Genomic DNA, 16579 nt, shown 5'->3' with positions numbered 1-16579 from the left:
GGTGCTCATGTCAGACGAAACGAACAAGGGCCTGCTGTCGCCATTCCGGCGTAAGCTATTGATGGGAATGGCGGCTTTGCCCGCCATCACGATGCTGCCGAAGACGTCTTTCGCGCAGGCGCCGGCGACCTCGGCGGTCAACACGACCGGCCTTGCCGTCACCGACACCGAGGTGACGGTCGGCATTCTCCACTCGGCCACCGGCACGATGGCGATCTCGGAAACCGGCTCGATCGAGGCCGAAAAACTCGCGATCGAGCAGATCAACGCCATGGGCGGCGTGCTCGGGCGCAAGATCAAGATCATCCAGGAAGACGGCGCCAGCGACTGGCCGACGTTTGCCGAAAAGGCCAAGAAGCTGCTCGTCAACGACAAGGTCGCGGCGATCATGGGCTGCTGGACCTCGGCCTCGCGCAAGGCGGTGCTGCCGGTCATGGAGCAGTACAACGGCATGCTCTACTACCCGACCTTCTATGAAGGTCTGGAGCAGTCCAAGAACGTCATCTACACCGGCCAGGAAGCAACCCAGCAGATTCTCGCCGGCCTGAACTGGATCGCCAAGGAGAAGGGCGCCAAAACCTTCTTCTTCATCGGCTCCGACTACATCTGGCCGCGCACCTCGAACAAGATCGCGCGCAAGCATGTCGAGAACGTGCTGAAGGGCAAGGTCGTCGGCGAGGAGTATTACGCGCTCGGTTCGACGCAGTTCAACTCGGTCATCAACAAGATCAAGCTGACCAAGCCCGACGTGATCTTCACCGACGTGGTGGGCGGCTCGAACGTCGCGTTCTACAAGCAGCTCAAGGCTGCCGGTATCGACCTCTCCAAGCAGGCGCTGCTGACGATCTCGGTCACCGAAGACGAAATCGACGGCATCGGCGGCGAGAACATCGCCGGCGCCTACGCCTGCATGAAGTACTTCCAGTCGCTCGACAACCCCAACAACAAGACCTTCGTGCCTGCGTTCAAGAAGATGTGGGGCGAGAAGACCGTGATCGGAGACGTCACCCAGGCTGCCTATCTCGGCCCGTGGCTGTGGAAGTTGACAGTGGAGAAGGCGGGCTCCTTCGACGTGGACAAGATCGCCGCGGCTTCGCCGGGCATCGAGTTCAAGGGCGCGCCGGAAGGCTATGTGCGCATCCACGAGAACCATCACCTCTGGTCGAAGACCCGCGTGGGACGCGCCAAGCTCGATGGTCAGTTCGAGCTGATCTACGAGACCGCCGATCTCGTCGAGCCGGATCCGTTCCCGAAGGGCTACCAGTAAGTCGCAGCGCCCGCGGCGGCTTCCTCAACACAGCTCCCTGGCGTGGATTGCAAGTCCATGCCCAAGACCCCCGCGCCGCGAACCGGCTTGCGGCGCGGGGCCCTTTTTCCCCCGACGGAGGACATCGATGTTCGGCGATTACTCGATTGGCGACCTTGGCTCCATCTTCGTCATGCAGGGTTTTGCGGGACTGATCCTGTTCTCGGTCTACGTCCTGATGGCGCTCGGTCTTGCGATCATCTTCGGCCAGATGGGCGTCATCAACATGGCCCATGGCGAGTTCATGATCCTGGGCGCCTACGTCACCTGGATGACCTCAAACCTCTTCCAGTCCTATCTGCCGGGCCTGTTCGCCGGCTACTTCTTCCTTGCGATGATTTTGGCCTTCGTCGCCTCAGGTGCGCTGGGGATGCTGGTGGAATGGGTGCTGATACGGCATCTCTACAAGCGTCCGCTCGATACGCTGCTCGCCACCTGGGGCCTCAGCCTGATGTTGCAGCAGGCCTATCGCTCCGTGTTCGGCGCACGCGAGGTCGGCGTCGAGCTGCCGCAATGGATGCTGGGATCGCTCCACGTCACCGAGAGCATCGAAGTGCCGATCAACGGCGTCTTCGTGATGTGCCTCACCGTTCTCATCACCATCGGCGTCGCCTACGTCATGTATCTGTCGCGCTGGGGTCGCCAGGTGCGCGCCGTCGTGCAGAACCGCATCATGGCCGGAGCGGTCGGCATCAACACCGAAAAGGTCGATCGCTACACCTTTGGCCTCGGCTGCGGGATCGCCGGCGTCGCCGGCAGCGCGTTCACGATGATCGGCTCGACCGGGCCGACGTCCGGACAGCTCTACATCGTCGACACCTTCCTGGTGGTCGTGTTCGGCGGCGCCGCGAGCCTGCTCGGCACCATCGCCTCGGCCTTCTCGATCTCGCAGACGCAATCCACCCTCGAATTCTTCATGTCGGGCTCGATGGCCAAGGTGCTGACGCTGCTCGCCGTTGTCGGAATCCTGATGCTGCGGCCGCAAGGGTTGTTCGCCCTCAAGGTCCGCAAGTGAGAAACAGAGGCTGATGCCATGACCGACAATCGCTTCTTCAATCGCTCGGAGTTCATCGGAATTCTGGTGCTCGCGGTCTTCCTGGTGGTGATCCTGCCGCTCACGCTCGACGTCTTCCGGCTCAACCTGGTCGCAAAATACCTGACCTACGCCTTCGTCGCGCTTGGCCTCGTGATCTGCTGGGGCTATGGCGGCATCTTGAGCCTCGGCCAGGGCGTGTTCTTCGGCCTCGGCGGCTACTGCATGGCGATGTTCCTCAAGCTCGAGGCATCGAGTGTCGAGAACACAAAGATACAGTCGACGCCGGGCATTCCCGATTTCATGGACTGGAATCAGATCACCGCGCTGCCGTTGTTCTGGAAGCCCTTCAACAGCCTCACCTTCACCATCGCCGCCATCATCCTCGTGCCGGGCATCTTTGCGCTGATCATCGGCACCGCGATGTTCAAGCGCCGCGTCGGCGGTACCTACTTTGCGATCATCACGCAGGCCGTCGCCGCGATCCTCACCATTTTGATCGTGGGACAGCAGGGCTACACCGGCGGCATCAACGGCATGACCGATCTGCGCACGCTGAAGGGCTGGGACATCCGTCCCGACCACGCCAAGGTCGTGCTCTACTTCTTCGAGGTCGGCTGCCTGTTCGCCTGCATCATGATCGCGCAGTTCGTCCGGCACTCCAAGCTCGGACGCATCCTGGTCGCGATGCGCGAAAAGGAGGACCGGGTCCGCTTCTCCGGCTACAGCGTCGCCAACTTCAAGATCTTCGCCTTCTGCATCGCCGCCGTGTTCGCCGCGATCGGCGGCGCCATGTTCGCCCTCAATGTCGGCTTCATGTCACCGTCCTTCGTCGGCATCGTGCCGTCGATCGAAATGGTGATCTACACCGCGGTCGGCGGCCGGTTGTCGATCCTCGGCGCCATCTACGGCACGCTGCTGGTGAATTTCGCCAAGACCAGCCTGTCGGAATCCTTCCCCGAGCTCTGGCTGTTCGGACTGGGCGGGCTGTTCATCGCCGTGGTGCTGGCCTTCCCGAACGGCCTTGCCGGGATCTGGGGCGACTATGTGCAGCCGCGCATCGAACGCCTGATCTCGTCGCGCAAATCGAAACCTGCCGGCTGGACCGATAGCTCGGTCGCCGACGGCGCGCCCGCGGAGTGAGGAGATAGGTCATGCTCATCGGTCACCAGCCCAAGGACTTCCTGCTCGCGGTCTCCGGCCTCACCGTCTCCTTCGACGGCTTCAAGGCGGTCAACGATCTCTCCTTCTATGTCGACGAGAACGAGATCCGCGTCATCATCGGCCCCAACGGCGCCGGCAAGACCACCGTGCTCGACCTGATCTGCGGCAAGACCAAAGCCACATCAGGCTCGATCCAGTTCCGCAGCAAGGAGCTGACGCGGATGAAGGAGAACGAGATCGTCAAGGCCGGGGTGGGCCGAAAATTCCAGAACCCCTCGATCTATGACGATCTCACCGTATTCGAGAATCTGGAGATCTCCTTTCCGCGTGGCCGCTCGGTGTTCGGCGCGCTGACCTTCACCCGCGACGCTGCGGTGCGCGATCGCGTGCATGAAGTCGCCGAGATGATCTTCCTGAAGGACAAGCTGAACATGAGCGCCGATCTGCTCAGCCATGGCCAGAAGCAGTGGCTCGAGATCGGCATGCTGCTGATCCAGGATCCGGACCTCCTGATGCTCGACGAACCCGTCGCCGGCATGAGCGTCTCCGAGCGCGCCAAGACCGCCGAGCTGCTCAACCGCATCATCAAGAACCGCTCGGTGCTGGTGATCGAGCACGACATGAAGTTCGTCGAGGACATCGCGCACAAGGTCACCGTGCTGCACCAGGGCCAGATCCTCTCCGAAGGCACCATGGAGAAGGTGAAGAACGACCCCAAGGTCATCGAAGTCTATCTGGGGCACTGAGCATGACGAAGTCGAGCGAATCTGCTGCGGCAGTGGCGGTGCACCTCTCCCCTTGTGGGAGAGGTCGGATCGCATCGCCAGATGCGATCCGGGTGAGGGGTATCTCTCCGCGCATTCAACTGCCCTTCGCATCCGCCGACGCAGACCCCTCATCCGTCGCGGGCTCCGCCCGCGCCACCTTCTCCCACAAGGGGAGAAGGGAAGTGTTCGTGCCTTCGAGTGAATCTGTGGCGGTACTGACGGTTCACCTCTCCCCTTGTGGGAGAGGTCGGATCGCGCAAGCGATCCGGGTGAGGGGTATCTCTCCGCGCGTCAAACTGCCCTTCGTACTCGCTGACGCAAACCCCTCATCCGTCGCGGGCTACGCCCGCGCCACCTTCTCCCACAAGGGGAGAAGGAAGGAACACCGAGCGTAGGAGCAAACCGATGCTGGCAATTTCCGATCTTCACGTCGCCTACGGCCAGAGCGAGGTGCTGCACGGTCTCAACGTCAAGGTCGCACCCAACGAGATCGTGGCGATCATGGGCCGCAACGGCATGGGCAAGACCACGCTGATGAAATCGCTTATGGGCATTTTGCCGGCGAAGAGCGGCTCGGTGAGCATGGACGGGGCGGAGCTCGTCGGTCTGCCGAGCTACGAGCGGGTCGCCAAGGGCCTCGCCTATGTGCCGCAGGGCCGCATGATCTTCTCCACCATGACGGTGAAGGAGAACATCGAGACCGGCCTCGTCGTCTCCGGTGAGTCGGAGGTGCCCGGCGACATCTACGAACTGTTCCCGGTGCTCCTGGAGATGAAGGGCCGCCGCGGCGGCAATCTCTCCGGCGGTCAGCAACAGCAGCTCGCGATCGCCCGCGCGCTCGCGACCAAGCCAAAAGTGCTGCTGCTGGACGAGCCGACCGAAGGCATCCAGCCGTCGATCATCAAGGAGATGGCGCGCACCCTGAAGCGCATCCGCGACGAGAAGGGGCTGTCGATCGTCGTGTCCGAGCAAGTGCTGAGCTTTGCGCTCGATATCGCCGACCGCGTGCTGGTCATCGAGAACGGCGAGATCGTGCGCGACGATCCGCGCGACAGCGTCGATGCCGCGCAAGTCTCAAAGTATCTGTCCGTCTAACCAACCGTGTAAAAGGGGAGCATTTTGATGCCAGAGACACTGATCAAGGTCGATCTCACCAAGTCGGCTTACGATAATGACATGGTGCACAACCGCTGGCACCCCGACATCCCGATCGTGGCCTGGGTCAATCCCGGCGACGATTTCATCATCGAGACTTATGACTGGACCGGCGGCTTCATCAAGAACAACGATTCCGCCGACGACGTGCGCGATATCGATCTGTCGATCGTGCACTTCCTGTCCGGCCCGATCGGCGTCAAGGGCGCCGAGCCCGGTGACTTGCTGGTCGTCGACCTGCTCGACGTCGGCCCGCTCAAGGAAAGCCTCTGGGGTTTTAACGGCTTCTTCTCCAAGCAGAACGGCGGCGGCTTCCTGACCGACCATTTCCCGCTGGCGCAGAAGTCGATCTGGGACATCAAGGGTCTCTACACCTCGTCGCGCCACGTGCCCGGTGTGAATTTTGCGGGTCTGATCCATCCCGGGCTGATCGGCTGTCTGCCGGATCCCAAGATGCTGGACATGTGGAACAAACGCGAGGCCGAGCTGATCTCGACCAACCCGACCCGCGTGCCCGGTTTGGCCAATCCGCCGTTCGCGCCGACCGCCCATGGCGGCCGCGCCAAGGGCGACGTGAAAGCCAAGATCGGCGCCGAGGGTGCGCGCACCGTGCCGCCGCGTGAGCATGGCGGCAATTGCGACATCAAGGATCTGTCGCGCGGCTCAAAGATCTACTTCCCGGTCTATGTGCCGGGTGCGGGCCTCTCGATGGGCGATCTGCACTTCAGCCAGGGCGACGGCGAGATCACGTTCTGCGGTGCGATCGAAATGGCCGGCTGGCTGCATCTGAAGGTCGAGGTGATCAAGGACGGCATGGCGAAGTACGGCATCAAGAATCCGATCTTCAAGCCGTCGCCGATCACGCCGAACTACAAGGACTATCTGATCTTCGAAGGCATCTCGGTCGACGAGGCCGGCAAGCAGCACTATCTCGACGTCCACATCGCCTATCGCCAGGCCTGCCTGAACGCGATCGAGTATCTCAAGAAGTTCGGCTACTCCGGCGCCCAGGCCTATTCGATCCTCGGCACCGCGCCGTGCCAGGGCCACATCTCAGGCGTGGTCGACGTGCCCAACGCCTGCGCCACGCTCTGGCTGCCGACGGAAATTTTTGACTTTGACGTCATGCCGTCGGCCGCAGGGCCCATCAAGCACATCACGGGCGATATCCAGATGCCGATATCGCCGGACAAGTAGCTCCGCGCTCCCTCTCTCCCTCTCCCCGTCCTTACGGGGAGCGGGTCGGGGTGAGGGGCTCTTTCCACACCAACGGTCATGCGTAGGGATGATGCGATGCCGATGTACGAATATCTCTGTGACGACTGCGGACCCTTCAAGGATCTCCGGCCGATGGCCGAGTGCGACGATCCGCAGGCCTGCCCTGACTGCGAAGCGATGGCGCCGCGGGTGATCCTGACAGCGCCGAACTTCTTCTGCATGCCTGCCGAGAAACGGAAGGCGCACGCGGTCAACGAGCGCAGCACGCACGCGCCGCAGACGCTTGCGCAATACAAGGCCTCGCACGGCCCCGGCTGCGGCTGCTGCTCCACGGGCAAAAAGAAGCCTGCGCGGCTGATGACCAAGAGCAAGAGCGGCGCGAAGGGTTTTCCGACCGCGCGTCCCTGGATGATCAGCCACTGACGGCAACGCCGCCGCTTGAGCGGCGTCTCACTCCAACCAGAACAGAAGGCAACGCCAATGCTTCACGGTGATATTTCGTCCAGCAACGACACGGTCGGCGTCGCAGTCGTCAATTACAAGATGCCGCGCCTGCACACCAAGGCCGAGGTGCTCGATAACGCCCGCAAGATCGCCGACATGATCGTGGGCATGAAGCTCGGCCTTCCCGGCATGGATCTCGTGATCTTCCCGGAATATTCGACCCACGGCATCATGTACGACTCCAAGGAGATGTACGACACGGCCTCATCCGTCCCGGGCGAGGAGACAGCGATCTTCGCAGAAGCCTGTCGCAAGGCCAAAGTCTGGGGCGTGTTCTCGCTCACCGGCGAGCGCCATGAGGAGCATCCGCACAAGGCGCCGTACAACACGCTGATCCTGATGAACGACAAGGGCGAGATCGTTCAGAAGTATCGCAAGATCATGCCGTGGGTGCCGATCGAGGGCTGGTATCCCGGCAATTGCACCTATGTCTCCGAGGGGCCGAAAGGCCTCAAGGTCAGCCTCATCATCTGCGACGACGGCAATTTTCCGGAAATCTGGCGCGACTGCGCCATGAAGGGCGCCGAGCTGATCGTGCGCTGCCAGGGCTACATGTATCCGGCCAAGGAGCAGCAGGTGCTGATCTCCAAGGCGATGGCCTGGGCCAACAACGTCTATGTCGCGGTTGCGAATGCGGCCGGTTTTGACGGCGTCTATTCCTATTTCGGTCACTCCGCGATCATCGGCTTTGATGGACGCACGCTGGGCGAGACCGGCGAGGAGGAATACGGCATTCAGTACGCCGGGCTCTCGAAGAGCCTGATCCGGGACGCGCGCAAGAACGGCCAGTCGCAGAACCACCTCTTCAAGCTCTTGCATCGCGGCTACACCGGCATGATCAACTCCGGCGAAGGCGCGCGCGGCGTCGCTGCGTGTCCTTACGACTTTTACAAGGATTGGATCGCGGATCCGGAAGGAACGCGCATAAAAGTGGAGGCAATGACACGTCAAACGGTCGGCACCGAGGAATGCCCGATCGAGGGCATCCCGAACGAGCTAACCTCCACCAATTACTAGGCTATTCCGGACGTCCGCAAAAAACGGACGTTCGGCGTTTTCTACTGTGCATGGGGTTGTTTTCGCGCTCTCGTTTTCGATGAGCGCCGGGATGGTGCCCGGAATGACAATTGGACGCAGGAAAACGTGGCTCGGTTGCAACATCACCGCGTGATTCTGCTGCGGTTGTGGCTGAATCCGACGATTCCCGCTCGCCCGTAGTTTCACGGAGGGAACCGGTCGCCTATTTTACCGGCGGCGCCATTGGGAGCGCCCGGGAATGAGGGGCGTTGCGTGGAAGTTCGGTTGCCATCGCGCGGTCAGGCTGGGCTGTACCGCGGCACGGCCCTGTCGGCCGTCCTGGCGGCCCTGTTCGGCCTCTGCCTGTCGACGACCTCAGCCCGGGCCGACTGCGCGCCCGACCCCGCCACAAGCGGCCAGACGGTCACCTGCAGCGGCCTTGATCCCAACGGCTTTGCGGCCGGCGGCGGCGTCACCAACCTGACCGTCAACGTGTTGGCCGGCGCCACCGTCAACGACAACGGCACGGCGGCGATCAGCGTCAACGACGCCAACGTCGTCACCAACAATGGGTCGTTGCTGGCAGCGTCCGGCCTGACCGGCATCAACGCCGGCAGCAACAACACCATCACCAATAACGCCGGGATCAATGTCATCGACAATGGCCTTGGCATCTCCGCTGTGAACAACAACATCATTGTCAACAATGGAGGGATTGGGACCGGCGACGGCGGCGTGGCGATAAACGTGTTCGACAACAACACGATTACCAACAACGGCCTGCTCTCCACCGGAGCCAATAGCGCGGGCATCGTTGCCCGACAGAACAGTACCATCATCAATGCCGCGGGCGGCGTCATCACCACGCTGACCGATTCGTACGGCATCTTCGTTGTGGGCAACAACACGGTCACCAACGCCGGTTCGATCACGATCGGCGACGCAACCGTACTGGGAGCCGGCATCGCTGCCGTGGACGACAACAACACGATCACCAACACCGCGACCGGAACCATCACCGTTGGGGCGAATTCCGCCGGCATTTTCGTGCAGGGCAATTTCACCACCGTCGGCAATGCCGGCACCATCCAGGCTGGCATTGCCGGCGCCGGCATCGTCGTGTTTGGCGCCGACGCGAAGGTGACGAACGACGGCAAGATCACATCCGGGGACTTCGGAGCCGGCATTTCGGTGAACAGCATTGGCGCCACGATCACCCAGAACGGTACGGTTTCCGTCGGCTTCGCAGGTGCCGGCATCGCCTATACCGGTTCGTCATCGACGATCACGAACAACAAGACGATTACGGGCGGGGACTCTGCCGAGGGTATCTTCGTCGTCGGCGACGGCAACACGATCACCAACCGCGGGACGATTTCCATCGGCGATGGCGGCGCCGCGATCGACGTGAACGGTTCGGGCGCGGTCATCAACCAGGTCGTCAACACCGGCACCATCAATGTCGGCAACGGTGCCGTCGGCATCTTCGTGAGCGGCGGCGGCAACGTCTTCAATTCGGGCACCATCAATGCCGGAACCGGAACGGCCATCCAGTTCTGCAATTGCGCCAGCAACACGCTCACCCTGGGGCCGGGCAGCAGGATTTTTGGTGCGGTGATCGGCGCGGGCACCGACACGTTCCAGCTCGGCGGCACCGGCAAGGATACGTTCTTCCTCAGCGACATCGGCGCCGGCCAGCAGTATGACGGCTTCACGATCTTCAACAAGGTCGACAGCTCCAACTGGACCGTGACCGGCATCGGCAATCAGGACTGGAGCGTGCAAGGCGGCACGCTCACCGTGCAGGGCGTGATCAACGGCAACGTCACGGTCGCCGCCGGCGGCACGCTCAGCGGCGAGGGCGAGATCGGCAGCGCCATCATCAATGGCGGCACGCTGGCGCCGGGCAACCCGACCGGCACGTTCACGGTCAACGGCAGTCTCACGATGACGGCGGCGTCGACCTACATGGTCCAGCTCTCGGGGCCGGAGAACGGCTTTACGGCGGTTGGCGGCACGGCGACGCTGAACGGCGCCACGGTCGTCGCCGTCCCCGTCGGCACGATCCAGAAGCACTACACCATCCTGTTCGCGGCCGGCGGCGTTGTCGACACATTCAACCCGGTCGTCGCAGGGCTGTCGCCGAACCTGCAGGCAGCCCTGAGCTACGATCCGAACAACGTCTTCCTGGATTTCGCGCTCAACTACGGCACCGGCCTCAACATCAATCAGCAGAACGTCGCCAACGCCCTGACGCGCGCCTTCAACACCACGGGCAGCATTCCCGTGGTGCTGGCCAACCTCACGCCCCAGGGGCTGGCACAAGCCTCCGGCGAGCCGGGCACCGGGTTGCAGCAGGCGACGTTCAACGCCATGAACCTGTTCCTCGGCCTCCTGACCGATCCGTTCTCGGCCGGCCGCGGCACCGGTGCGCCCGGCGCAACGCCCTTTGCCGAAGAAGCGAGCGCGAACGCATCTACCGGCAAGAGCGCGCGCGACGCGTTCGCCTCCATCTACCGCAAGGCGCCGGCCGCCGATTTCGACCAGCGCTGGAGCGTGTGGGCGGCGGGCTTTGGCGGTTCGCAGACCACCGACGGCAATGCGGCGCTCGGCTCGAACAGCACGACCAGCAACGTCTACGGCACCGCCGTCGGCTTCGACTATCGGTTCTCGCCCGCGACGATCGCCGGTTTCGCGCTCGCCGGCGGCGCCACCAATTTCGGCGTCAACGGGCTCGGCTGGGGCCACTCCGATCTGTTCCAGGCCGGCGCCTTCGTTCGCCACACGTCGGGCCCGGCCTACGTCACGGCGGCGGTGGCCTATGGCTGGCAGGACGTCACCACCAACCGCATCGTCACCGCGGCCGGCTTCGACCAGTTGCGCGCGCAGTTCAACGCCAACGCGTTCTCGGGCCGAGTTGAAGGCGGCTATCGCTACGTCACGCCCTGGATGGGCGTGACGCCTTACGCCGCGCTGCAGGCAACCAATTTCAACCTGCCGAACTATGCGGAAAGCCTGGTGGTCGGCACCAACGCCGCCTTTGCGCTCGGCTATGCCGCCAAGAGCGTGACCGACACCCGCACCGAGCTCGGCTTGCGCAGCGACAAATCCTTTGCCGCCACTAACGGCGTGATCACGCTGCGCGGCCGCGTCGCCTGGGCGCATGATTTCAATCCGGACCGTACCGTCGGCGCGGTGTTCCAGACGCTGCCGGGCTCGGCCTTCGTCGTCAACGGCGCGGCGCTGTCCCGCGACTCCGCGCTGACCACGGCCTCCGCCGAGATGAAGTGGATGAACGGCTGGTCCGCGACGGGAACGTTCGAAGGCGAGTTCTCGAACGTCACGCGGTCCTACGCCGGCAAGGGCGTCGTGCGCTACGCGTGGTAGGCGTCGTTACTGCTTCTGCTGCTGGGGCTGCCTGCGCGGCGGACGCGGAGGGGTGGGCGTGCCGGCCATCTTGTTGGCGGCTTCGCTGACGTCGAGCAGCATGCGGCGGCCGTCGTCGAGGAACGCCGCCGACTTCTTCTTCATGCTGTCGGCCATCTCGTGCAGCGACTTGATCTTTTCGAACAGCTCATCCGCCTTGCCGTTGGCGAGGCTCGGCACCACGCTCTCGATCTTGGCCACCGCGTTGTCGATGCTTCCGAACGCGTTCTCGGTCTTGGTCATGATGGCGTCGATCGCCTCGCCCTTGCTCTTGAGATCGGCCGTGTAGCTCTCGAAGGTGCGCAGGCCGTCCTTGATCGACGCTTCGTTGCTGACGATCATGCGATCGACATTGTGCAGGGTCTCGACGATCGATTCGGCGTCGCTGAGATCGGCGGTCAGGATGGGAACGCCGTCCTGGTCCAGCGGTACCGGGGGCGCGGCGGGCGCGCCGCCGATCAGCGAGACGGCGGCAACGCCGGTCAGGCCCTGAAACTCGATGCCGGCCACCGTGTCCTTGCGGATCGGCGCGTTGTTGTCGAGCATGACCAGCGCGACGACCTTGCGCGGATTATCCAGCTTGATCGACAGGATCTGCCCGGCCGGAACGCCGTCGAAATTAACCGGCCCGCCCTTGCGCAGGCCGCTCGCGGAACCGCCCTCGAACACCACGCGCAGCAGGCTGCGTTGCTGGGCCGCGCGGAACTTCTGCACGGCAAGCATGCTGCCGAACGCCACGGCGATCACCGCCAGCGTCACCGTTCCGATCACCAGATTGCTCGTGCGCGCCATCGTTCCTCGGCCACCGACCCCTGAGGGAGTCGCACGCCGATTTTATGGGCAAAGGGGGGCAAGTGGAAGCCGATCAGTGCCTTGATTAGTGTCCTGCCGCCCGCTTTGCCGCGGCATTGTTAAGGACGATGAGGGCGTCTACGGCGACACCGGTCTTGGGATTGATCAGGAACGGATTGATGTCGATCGAGGCGATGCGGTCGCCGGCGTCAGCGATCAGGTTGGACAGCCCGACCAAGGCCTTCACGGCTGACGCCTGGTGCAGGGCCGGCTTGCCGCGATAGCCCGCCATCTTGATGCCGGCCTTGGTGCGAGCGATCAGCGCCCGCGCCTCGGCTTCGTCCAGCGGTGCGCCCGCCAGCGCCACGTCCTTCATGAGCTCGATGTCGATGCCGCCGGTGCCGAACAGCACCACCGGCCCCATCTCGGCATCGAGCGAGGCGCCGACCACGAGCTCGAGATCGGCCTTGACCTGCTGCGCGATCAAAATGCCGTCGAGCTTTGGCTTGCCCTTCAGCTTCTTCACCCGTGCGGTGATGGCGTTGAACGCCTTCTTCACCTCGGCGGCGCTGTTGAGGTTGAGCACCACGCCGCCGATATCGGATTTGTGCAGGATCTCGGCGCTGACGAGCTTGGCCACGACCGGGAAGCCGATCTGCTTCGCAAGCTTGACGGCTTCTGCCGGCGTCTGGGCAATGCCTTCCTTCGAGATCGGAATACCATAGGCCTTCAGCAGCTTCTTGGAGGCGACTTCGTCGAGCGCCGCGCCCTGCGCCTGCTTCAGCGCCTTCTCCAGCACCGCGCGGGCGGATGCTTTCGAGCTCGAGACAATGTCGGGCACTTCCTTGCGCAGTCTGGCATAGTCGAGCAACGATTTGATTGCGGTCACCGCGCGGTCGAGGCCCTGCATGACCGCGATATGCGGCAGCGATTTGCGCAGGCCCTTGGTGAACTCGGTAAAACCGATCGACATCGCGCTGATGTAGATCACGGGCTTTCCGGCCCTGCTCGCCATCTCGTCGACGATGCGCAGGTTCCGCTCCCGCAATTCATGCGGCGCCTTTGGCAGCTCGGCATCGATGATGACGATGTCGATGTCGGGATCGTCGATCATCAGCTTGATCGACTTCATGTAGACGGACGGATCGACCACCGCGGCAAATCCGGCATCGAGCGGGTTGCCGACGATCGAGCCGGGCCCCAGCATCTTTGCAAGCTCGCCGTTGGCATGCGGGCTCAGCGGCGCAAAATTCAGGCCCTCCGCGTAGAAGGCGTCGATCAGCATGCCGCGCTTGCCGCCGGAGAGCGAAACGGCTGCCAGCCGGTCGCTCTTCGGCACGGACGCGTGCACGAAGCATTCGGTGGTTTCGATCAGCTCGTCCAGCCCGCGCACCCGGATCACGCCTTCGCGGGTGGCGATCGCGTCAAAGGTTTCGATGGAACCGGCGAGCGCCCCGGTATGCGCCATCGCAGCCGCGCGACCGCCTTCGGATGCGCCGAGCTTGAGCGCGATCACCGGCTTGCTCGCCGCGCGTGCGGCCTTGCAGGCGTCGCGGAATGCCTTGGTGTTCCGCACGCCCTCGAGATAGACGACGATGACGCGGATGCTCGGATCGGCCGCGAAATAGCGCATCAGGTCCGGGGTCTCGAGCCCGGTCTCGTTGCCGGTCGTGACCATGTAGCCGACGCCGACGCCGCGATCTTCCAGCGCCTGGCGGACCGCCATGACGATGGCACCGGATTGGCCGGCGATCGCCACCGCGCCCTGTTCCATGGTCACGATGCGGTCGTCGATATTGGTGAAGAGCTTCTCACCGGCGCTCAGGTTTCCCAGGCAATTGGGGCCCGTGACCGCAAGCCCGGTCTCGCGCACCGCCTGCTGCAGTTCGGCGGCGAGCCGCTGGCTCTCCTCGTCCTGCAACTCGCTGAAGCCTGACGTGACGATGGTGGCCGAGCGCGCACCGGCCGCGGCTGCGTCGCGGATCACCTGCACCGCGAAGCGTGCCGGCACCAGCACCAGCACGTGATCGGGTTTTTCGGGCAGGCTCGCAAAGTCCTTGAAGCAGGTGACGCCCCAGATCGCCTCGCGCCTGGCGTTGATCGGGTATAGCCCGCCTTCGTACTTGTACTTGACGAGATTGTTCCAGATGCGCTCGGCATAATTGCCGGGCTTGTCGGTTGCGCCGACCAGCACGATGTTGCGCGGGTGCAGCATCGCGTGGATGCCTTTGACGACATCGTCGGCACCCGGCGCGGGCGACCATGAGCTCGGAGAAACGGATGCTTTGGTCACCTGAGCTTCCATGGCGCGATCCCCACCGCTTATTAGCTGCGCCGTTCTCGGCGGCGCGTCGCTCTTTTGTAGGGTGAGTTTGGAAGGGTGGCAACCGCGTGCGCCGAATGCCGCGCGACGGAATAGGTGCTGATGGATATTCGATCGAACAGCCGCGCTCAGTAGCGCAAGACGCCGAGCTTGTAGCCGTAGTGAAAGCCGATCTGGAGCACCAGGTACGACACGATGGCCCTCCGGATATCGGCCTGCGTCGGATCGAATCCGAGCGCACGCCGCCGCAAGAGGCCCATCTCCTTGACGCCGACGGCATAGGTCGCCGCGGTCTTCTGTGCGTCATGAATGCGGAAGCACGCCAGGAAACGCGGCAGGCGCCGGAACTTGAATCCGGCCGCCTGTGCGCGAAGGATGAAATCCCAGTCCATGGCGTAGTGAAAACTTTCGTCGATCGGCCCGATCTTGTCCCAGACGCGCTTGCGCCAGAACATCGTCTCCTGCGGGATGTAGTCGGCGTATTGCAGCACCCTGCCATTGTAGGGCGGCAGCACGGCGCGGCCGACCTCGAGCCCGTCGCGATCGACGAACACCCGGTGGCCGTAGACGACGTCGACGTCGGGATGCGCCGTGAAGTAGTCCGCGACGTAAGCGAGCGTGCCGGGCAGCAGCATGTCGTCGCTGTTGAGGTAGGCCATGATGTCGCAATCGACGCCGGCGAGGCCGAGGTTGATGGCGTTGGATTGACCCGTGTCACGCTCGCTGCGCCAACTGATGCAGTCGCCGCGGCTCTTCAGGAGATCGAGCGTGCCGTCGATCGAGGCGCCGTCCTGGACGTGGTAGTAGAGGTTCGGATAATTCTGGCCGACGATGCTGTCGATCGTGGCGCCGAGATATTGCGCGTGATTGTAGCTCGGCGTGACCATCGCGATGCGCGGTGCGTTCGCGGGCGGAGACGGCATCGGCTGAAACGTCTTCGTGCTGAGCAGGCGCGGCGGATACTGCTCGAAGGTCCACATCGGTGGACGCCGCCACAGCCCGCGCAGCAACGTTCGCCGCTGACCCGCCGCGATCAGATGCTGGTTTCTTTCCAGAAGCGCAACGCGGTTCTCGATCTGCTCCAGTTGCTGCAAGAGCTTCTTCTGAAATTCGTCGTCCATACCAATGTCCTGCAGGTGCAGAATAAAAGGGCTTCCGCACGCTGCCCCCCTTTATAGGTCTATGGCCGGCAATACCAGTTCAGTTGCGCCCGAAATGGCGGCATCCTGAATCATGCTTCGAATGAGAAGAGCTAAGTGGATCAGGTAGTTACCGGTCGGCCGCTTGGTTAACGGGGCCGATCAGGGTGGCGTGCAGGATATAGCGGTCGGGCCCCGGCGTCAGTGCGTCGAATGGCCAGCAGGTCGACAGCACCAGCTCGTGGCCTTGGGTCGCAAGGTCGATGCCGGACGCGTCAAAACGCACGACGGCGGAATGGTCGGCACGGTAGCGGAAGCGCTTGCCGTCGCTGCGTGTGACGTCGATGTCGTCACCGATGGACACATGTTGCAGGAAACGGAAATGCGTGTCGCGATGCGCCGAATAGACCGCGACGCCGCGCTCGCCGGCATCTGCAGTCTGCTCGACATGCCCGGGTCCGAAGGCGAGTGCCTGGCCGCTGCTGCCGGCGAGCACGATGGCCTGTGCGCCGATCCGCTTCACCTCGATTTGCGCGACCGGCCAGGTGTCCGCCCAGGACCACGGCTTGACCGGCTGCCCCGTCGCGATGCTCTGCGCAAAGGCGCGTTCGAGCAACACCTGCGCCAGCCACGCCTTGGCGTGGATAGAGGCGCCATCGCCGAACAGGATCGCGCCGACGAGGGCAAGGGCGAGGGGTGGGTGAAAGCGGGGCATTGGTCGATTGTTGCGTTCGC

The 16579-nt window shown here is 63.4% G+C and carries 13 protein-coding genes; 9 read left to right on the top strand and 4 right to left on the bottom strand.

What is annotated here, in order from left to right; all coding sequences use genetic code 11:
* Positions 1–7: 7 nt before the first annotated feature.
* The 9 genes from urtA (at position 8) to C2U70_RS01135 (ending at position 11551) form a co-directional block, all read left to right on the top strand.
* Positions 8–1267 carry an urea ABC transporter substrate-binding protein gene (gene urtA, locus C2U70_RS01175; protein WP_140976035.1) on the top strand — a complete coding sequence of 420 codons (1260 nt, stop codon included), beginning with the start codon at positions 8–10 and terminating at the stop codon, positions 1265–1267.
* Between the two features lie 127 nt (positions 1268–1394).
* Positions 1395–2321, top strand: a complete 927-nt coding sequence (gene urtB, locus C2U70_RS01170; RefSeq protein WP_140976034.1) for an urea ABC transporter permease subunit UrtB — start codon at positions 1395–1397, stop codon at positions 2319–2321.
* Between the two features lie 18 nt (positions 2322–2339).
* Positions 2340–3482, top strand: coding sequence for an urea ABC transporter permease subunit UrtC (gene urtC, locus C2U70_RS01165; protein WP_140976033.1), 1143 nt, complete (start codon positions 2340–2342; stop codon positions 3480–3482).
* Positions 3483–3493: 11 nt separating this feature from the next.
* Positions 3494–4249, top strand: coding sequence for an urea ABC transporter ATP-binding protein UrtD (gene urtD, locus C2U70_RS01160; protein ID WP_140976032.1), 756 nt, complete (start codon positions 3494–3496; stop codon positions 4247–4249).
* 426 nt (positions 4250–4675) lie between these two features.
* A complete protein-coding gene (urtE, locus tag C2U70_RS01155; RefSeq protein WP_140976031.1) occupies positions 4676–5365 on the top strand; it encodes an urea ABC transporter ATP-binding subunit UrtE in 690 nt (229 codons plus the stop codon).
* A 27-nt stretch (positions 5366–5392) separates the two neighbouring features.
* Positions 5393–6622, top strand: coding sequence for a formamidase (gene fmdA, locus C2U70_RS01150; RefSeq protein WP_140976030.1), 1230 nt, complete (start codon positions 5393–5395; stop codon positions 6620–6622).
* Positions 6623–6718: 96 nt separating this feature from the next.
* Positions 6719–7066, top strand: coding sequence for an FmdB family zinc ribbon protein (locus C2U70_RS01145; protein ID WP_140976029.1), 348 nt, complete (start codon positions 6719–6721; stop codon positions 7064–7066).
* A 57-nt stretch (positions 7067–7123) separates the two neighbouring features.
* Complete coding sequence (locus C2U70_RS01140) at positions 7124–8164, top strand: aliphatic amidase (protein ID WP_140976028.1); 1041 nt, start codon at positions 7124–7126, stop codon at positions 8162–8164.
* Positions 8165–8437: 273 nt separating this feature from the next.
* Positions 8438–11551 (top strand): autotransporter outer membrane beta-barrel domain-containing protein, encoded by a 3114-nt coding sequence (locus C2U70_RS01135; protein WP_140976027.1) that lies wholly within the window; start codon positions 8438–8440, stop codon positions 11549–11551.
* Positions 11552–11557: 6 nt separating this feature from the next.
* On the opposite strand, the gene C2U70_RS01130 is transcribed toward C2U70_RS01135, so the two are convergent.
* The 4 genes from C2U70_RS01130 to C2U70_RS01115 form a co-directional block, all read right to left on the bottom strand.
* On the bottom strand, positions 11558–12382 hold the full coding sequence (locus C2U70_RS01130; protein ID WP_140976026.1) for an MlaD family protein: 825 nt from the start codon (positions 12380–12382) through the stop codon (positions 11558–11560).
* Between the two features lie 85 nt (positions 12383–12467).
* Positions 12468–14687, bottom strand: coding sequence for an acetate--CoA ligase family protein (locus tag C2U70_RS01125; protein ID WP_140976025.1), 2220 nt, complete (start codon positions 14685–14687; stop codon positions 12468–12470).
* 146 nt (positions 14688–14833) lie between these two features.
* The gene (locus C2U70_RS01120) at positions 14834–15826 is read right to left on the bottom strand and encodes a glycosyltransferase family 2 protein (RefSeq protein ID WP_140976024.1); all 993 of its coding nucleotides are present in this window, start codon (positions 15824–15826) and stop codon (positions 14834–14836) included.
* A gap of 148 nt (positions 15827–15974) precedes the next feature.
* Complete coding sequence (locus C2U70_RS01115) at positions 15975–16559, bottom strand: class GN sortase (RefSeq protein WP_140976023.1); 585 nt, start codon at positions 16557–16559, stop codon at positions 15975–15977.
* Between the last annotated feature and the right edge of the window lie 20 nt (positions 16560–16579).

It is taken from the genome of Bradyrhizobium guangdongense (assembly GCF_006483445.1).
In the GTDB taxonomy this organism is placed as follows: Bacteria; Pseudomonadota; Alphaproteobacteria; order Rhizobiales; family Xanthobacteraceae; genus Bradyrhizobium; species Bradyrhizobium guangdongense_A.
This window is presented reverse-complemented; position numbering and strand designations above follow the sequence as displayed.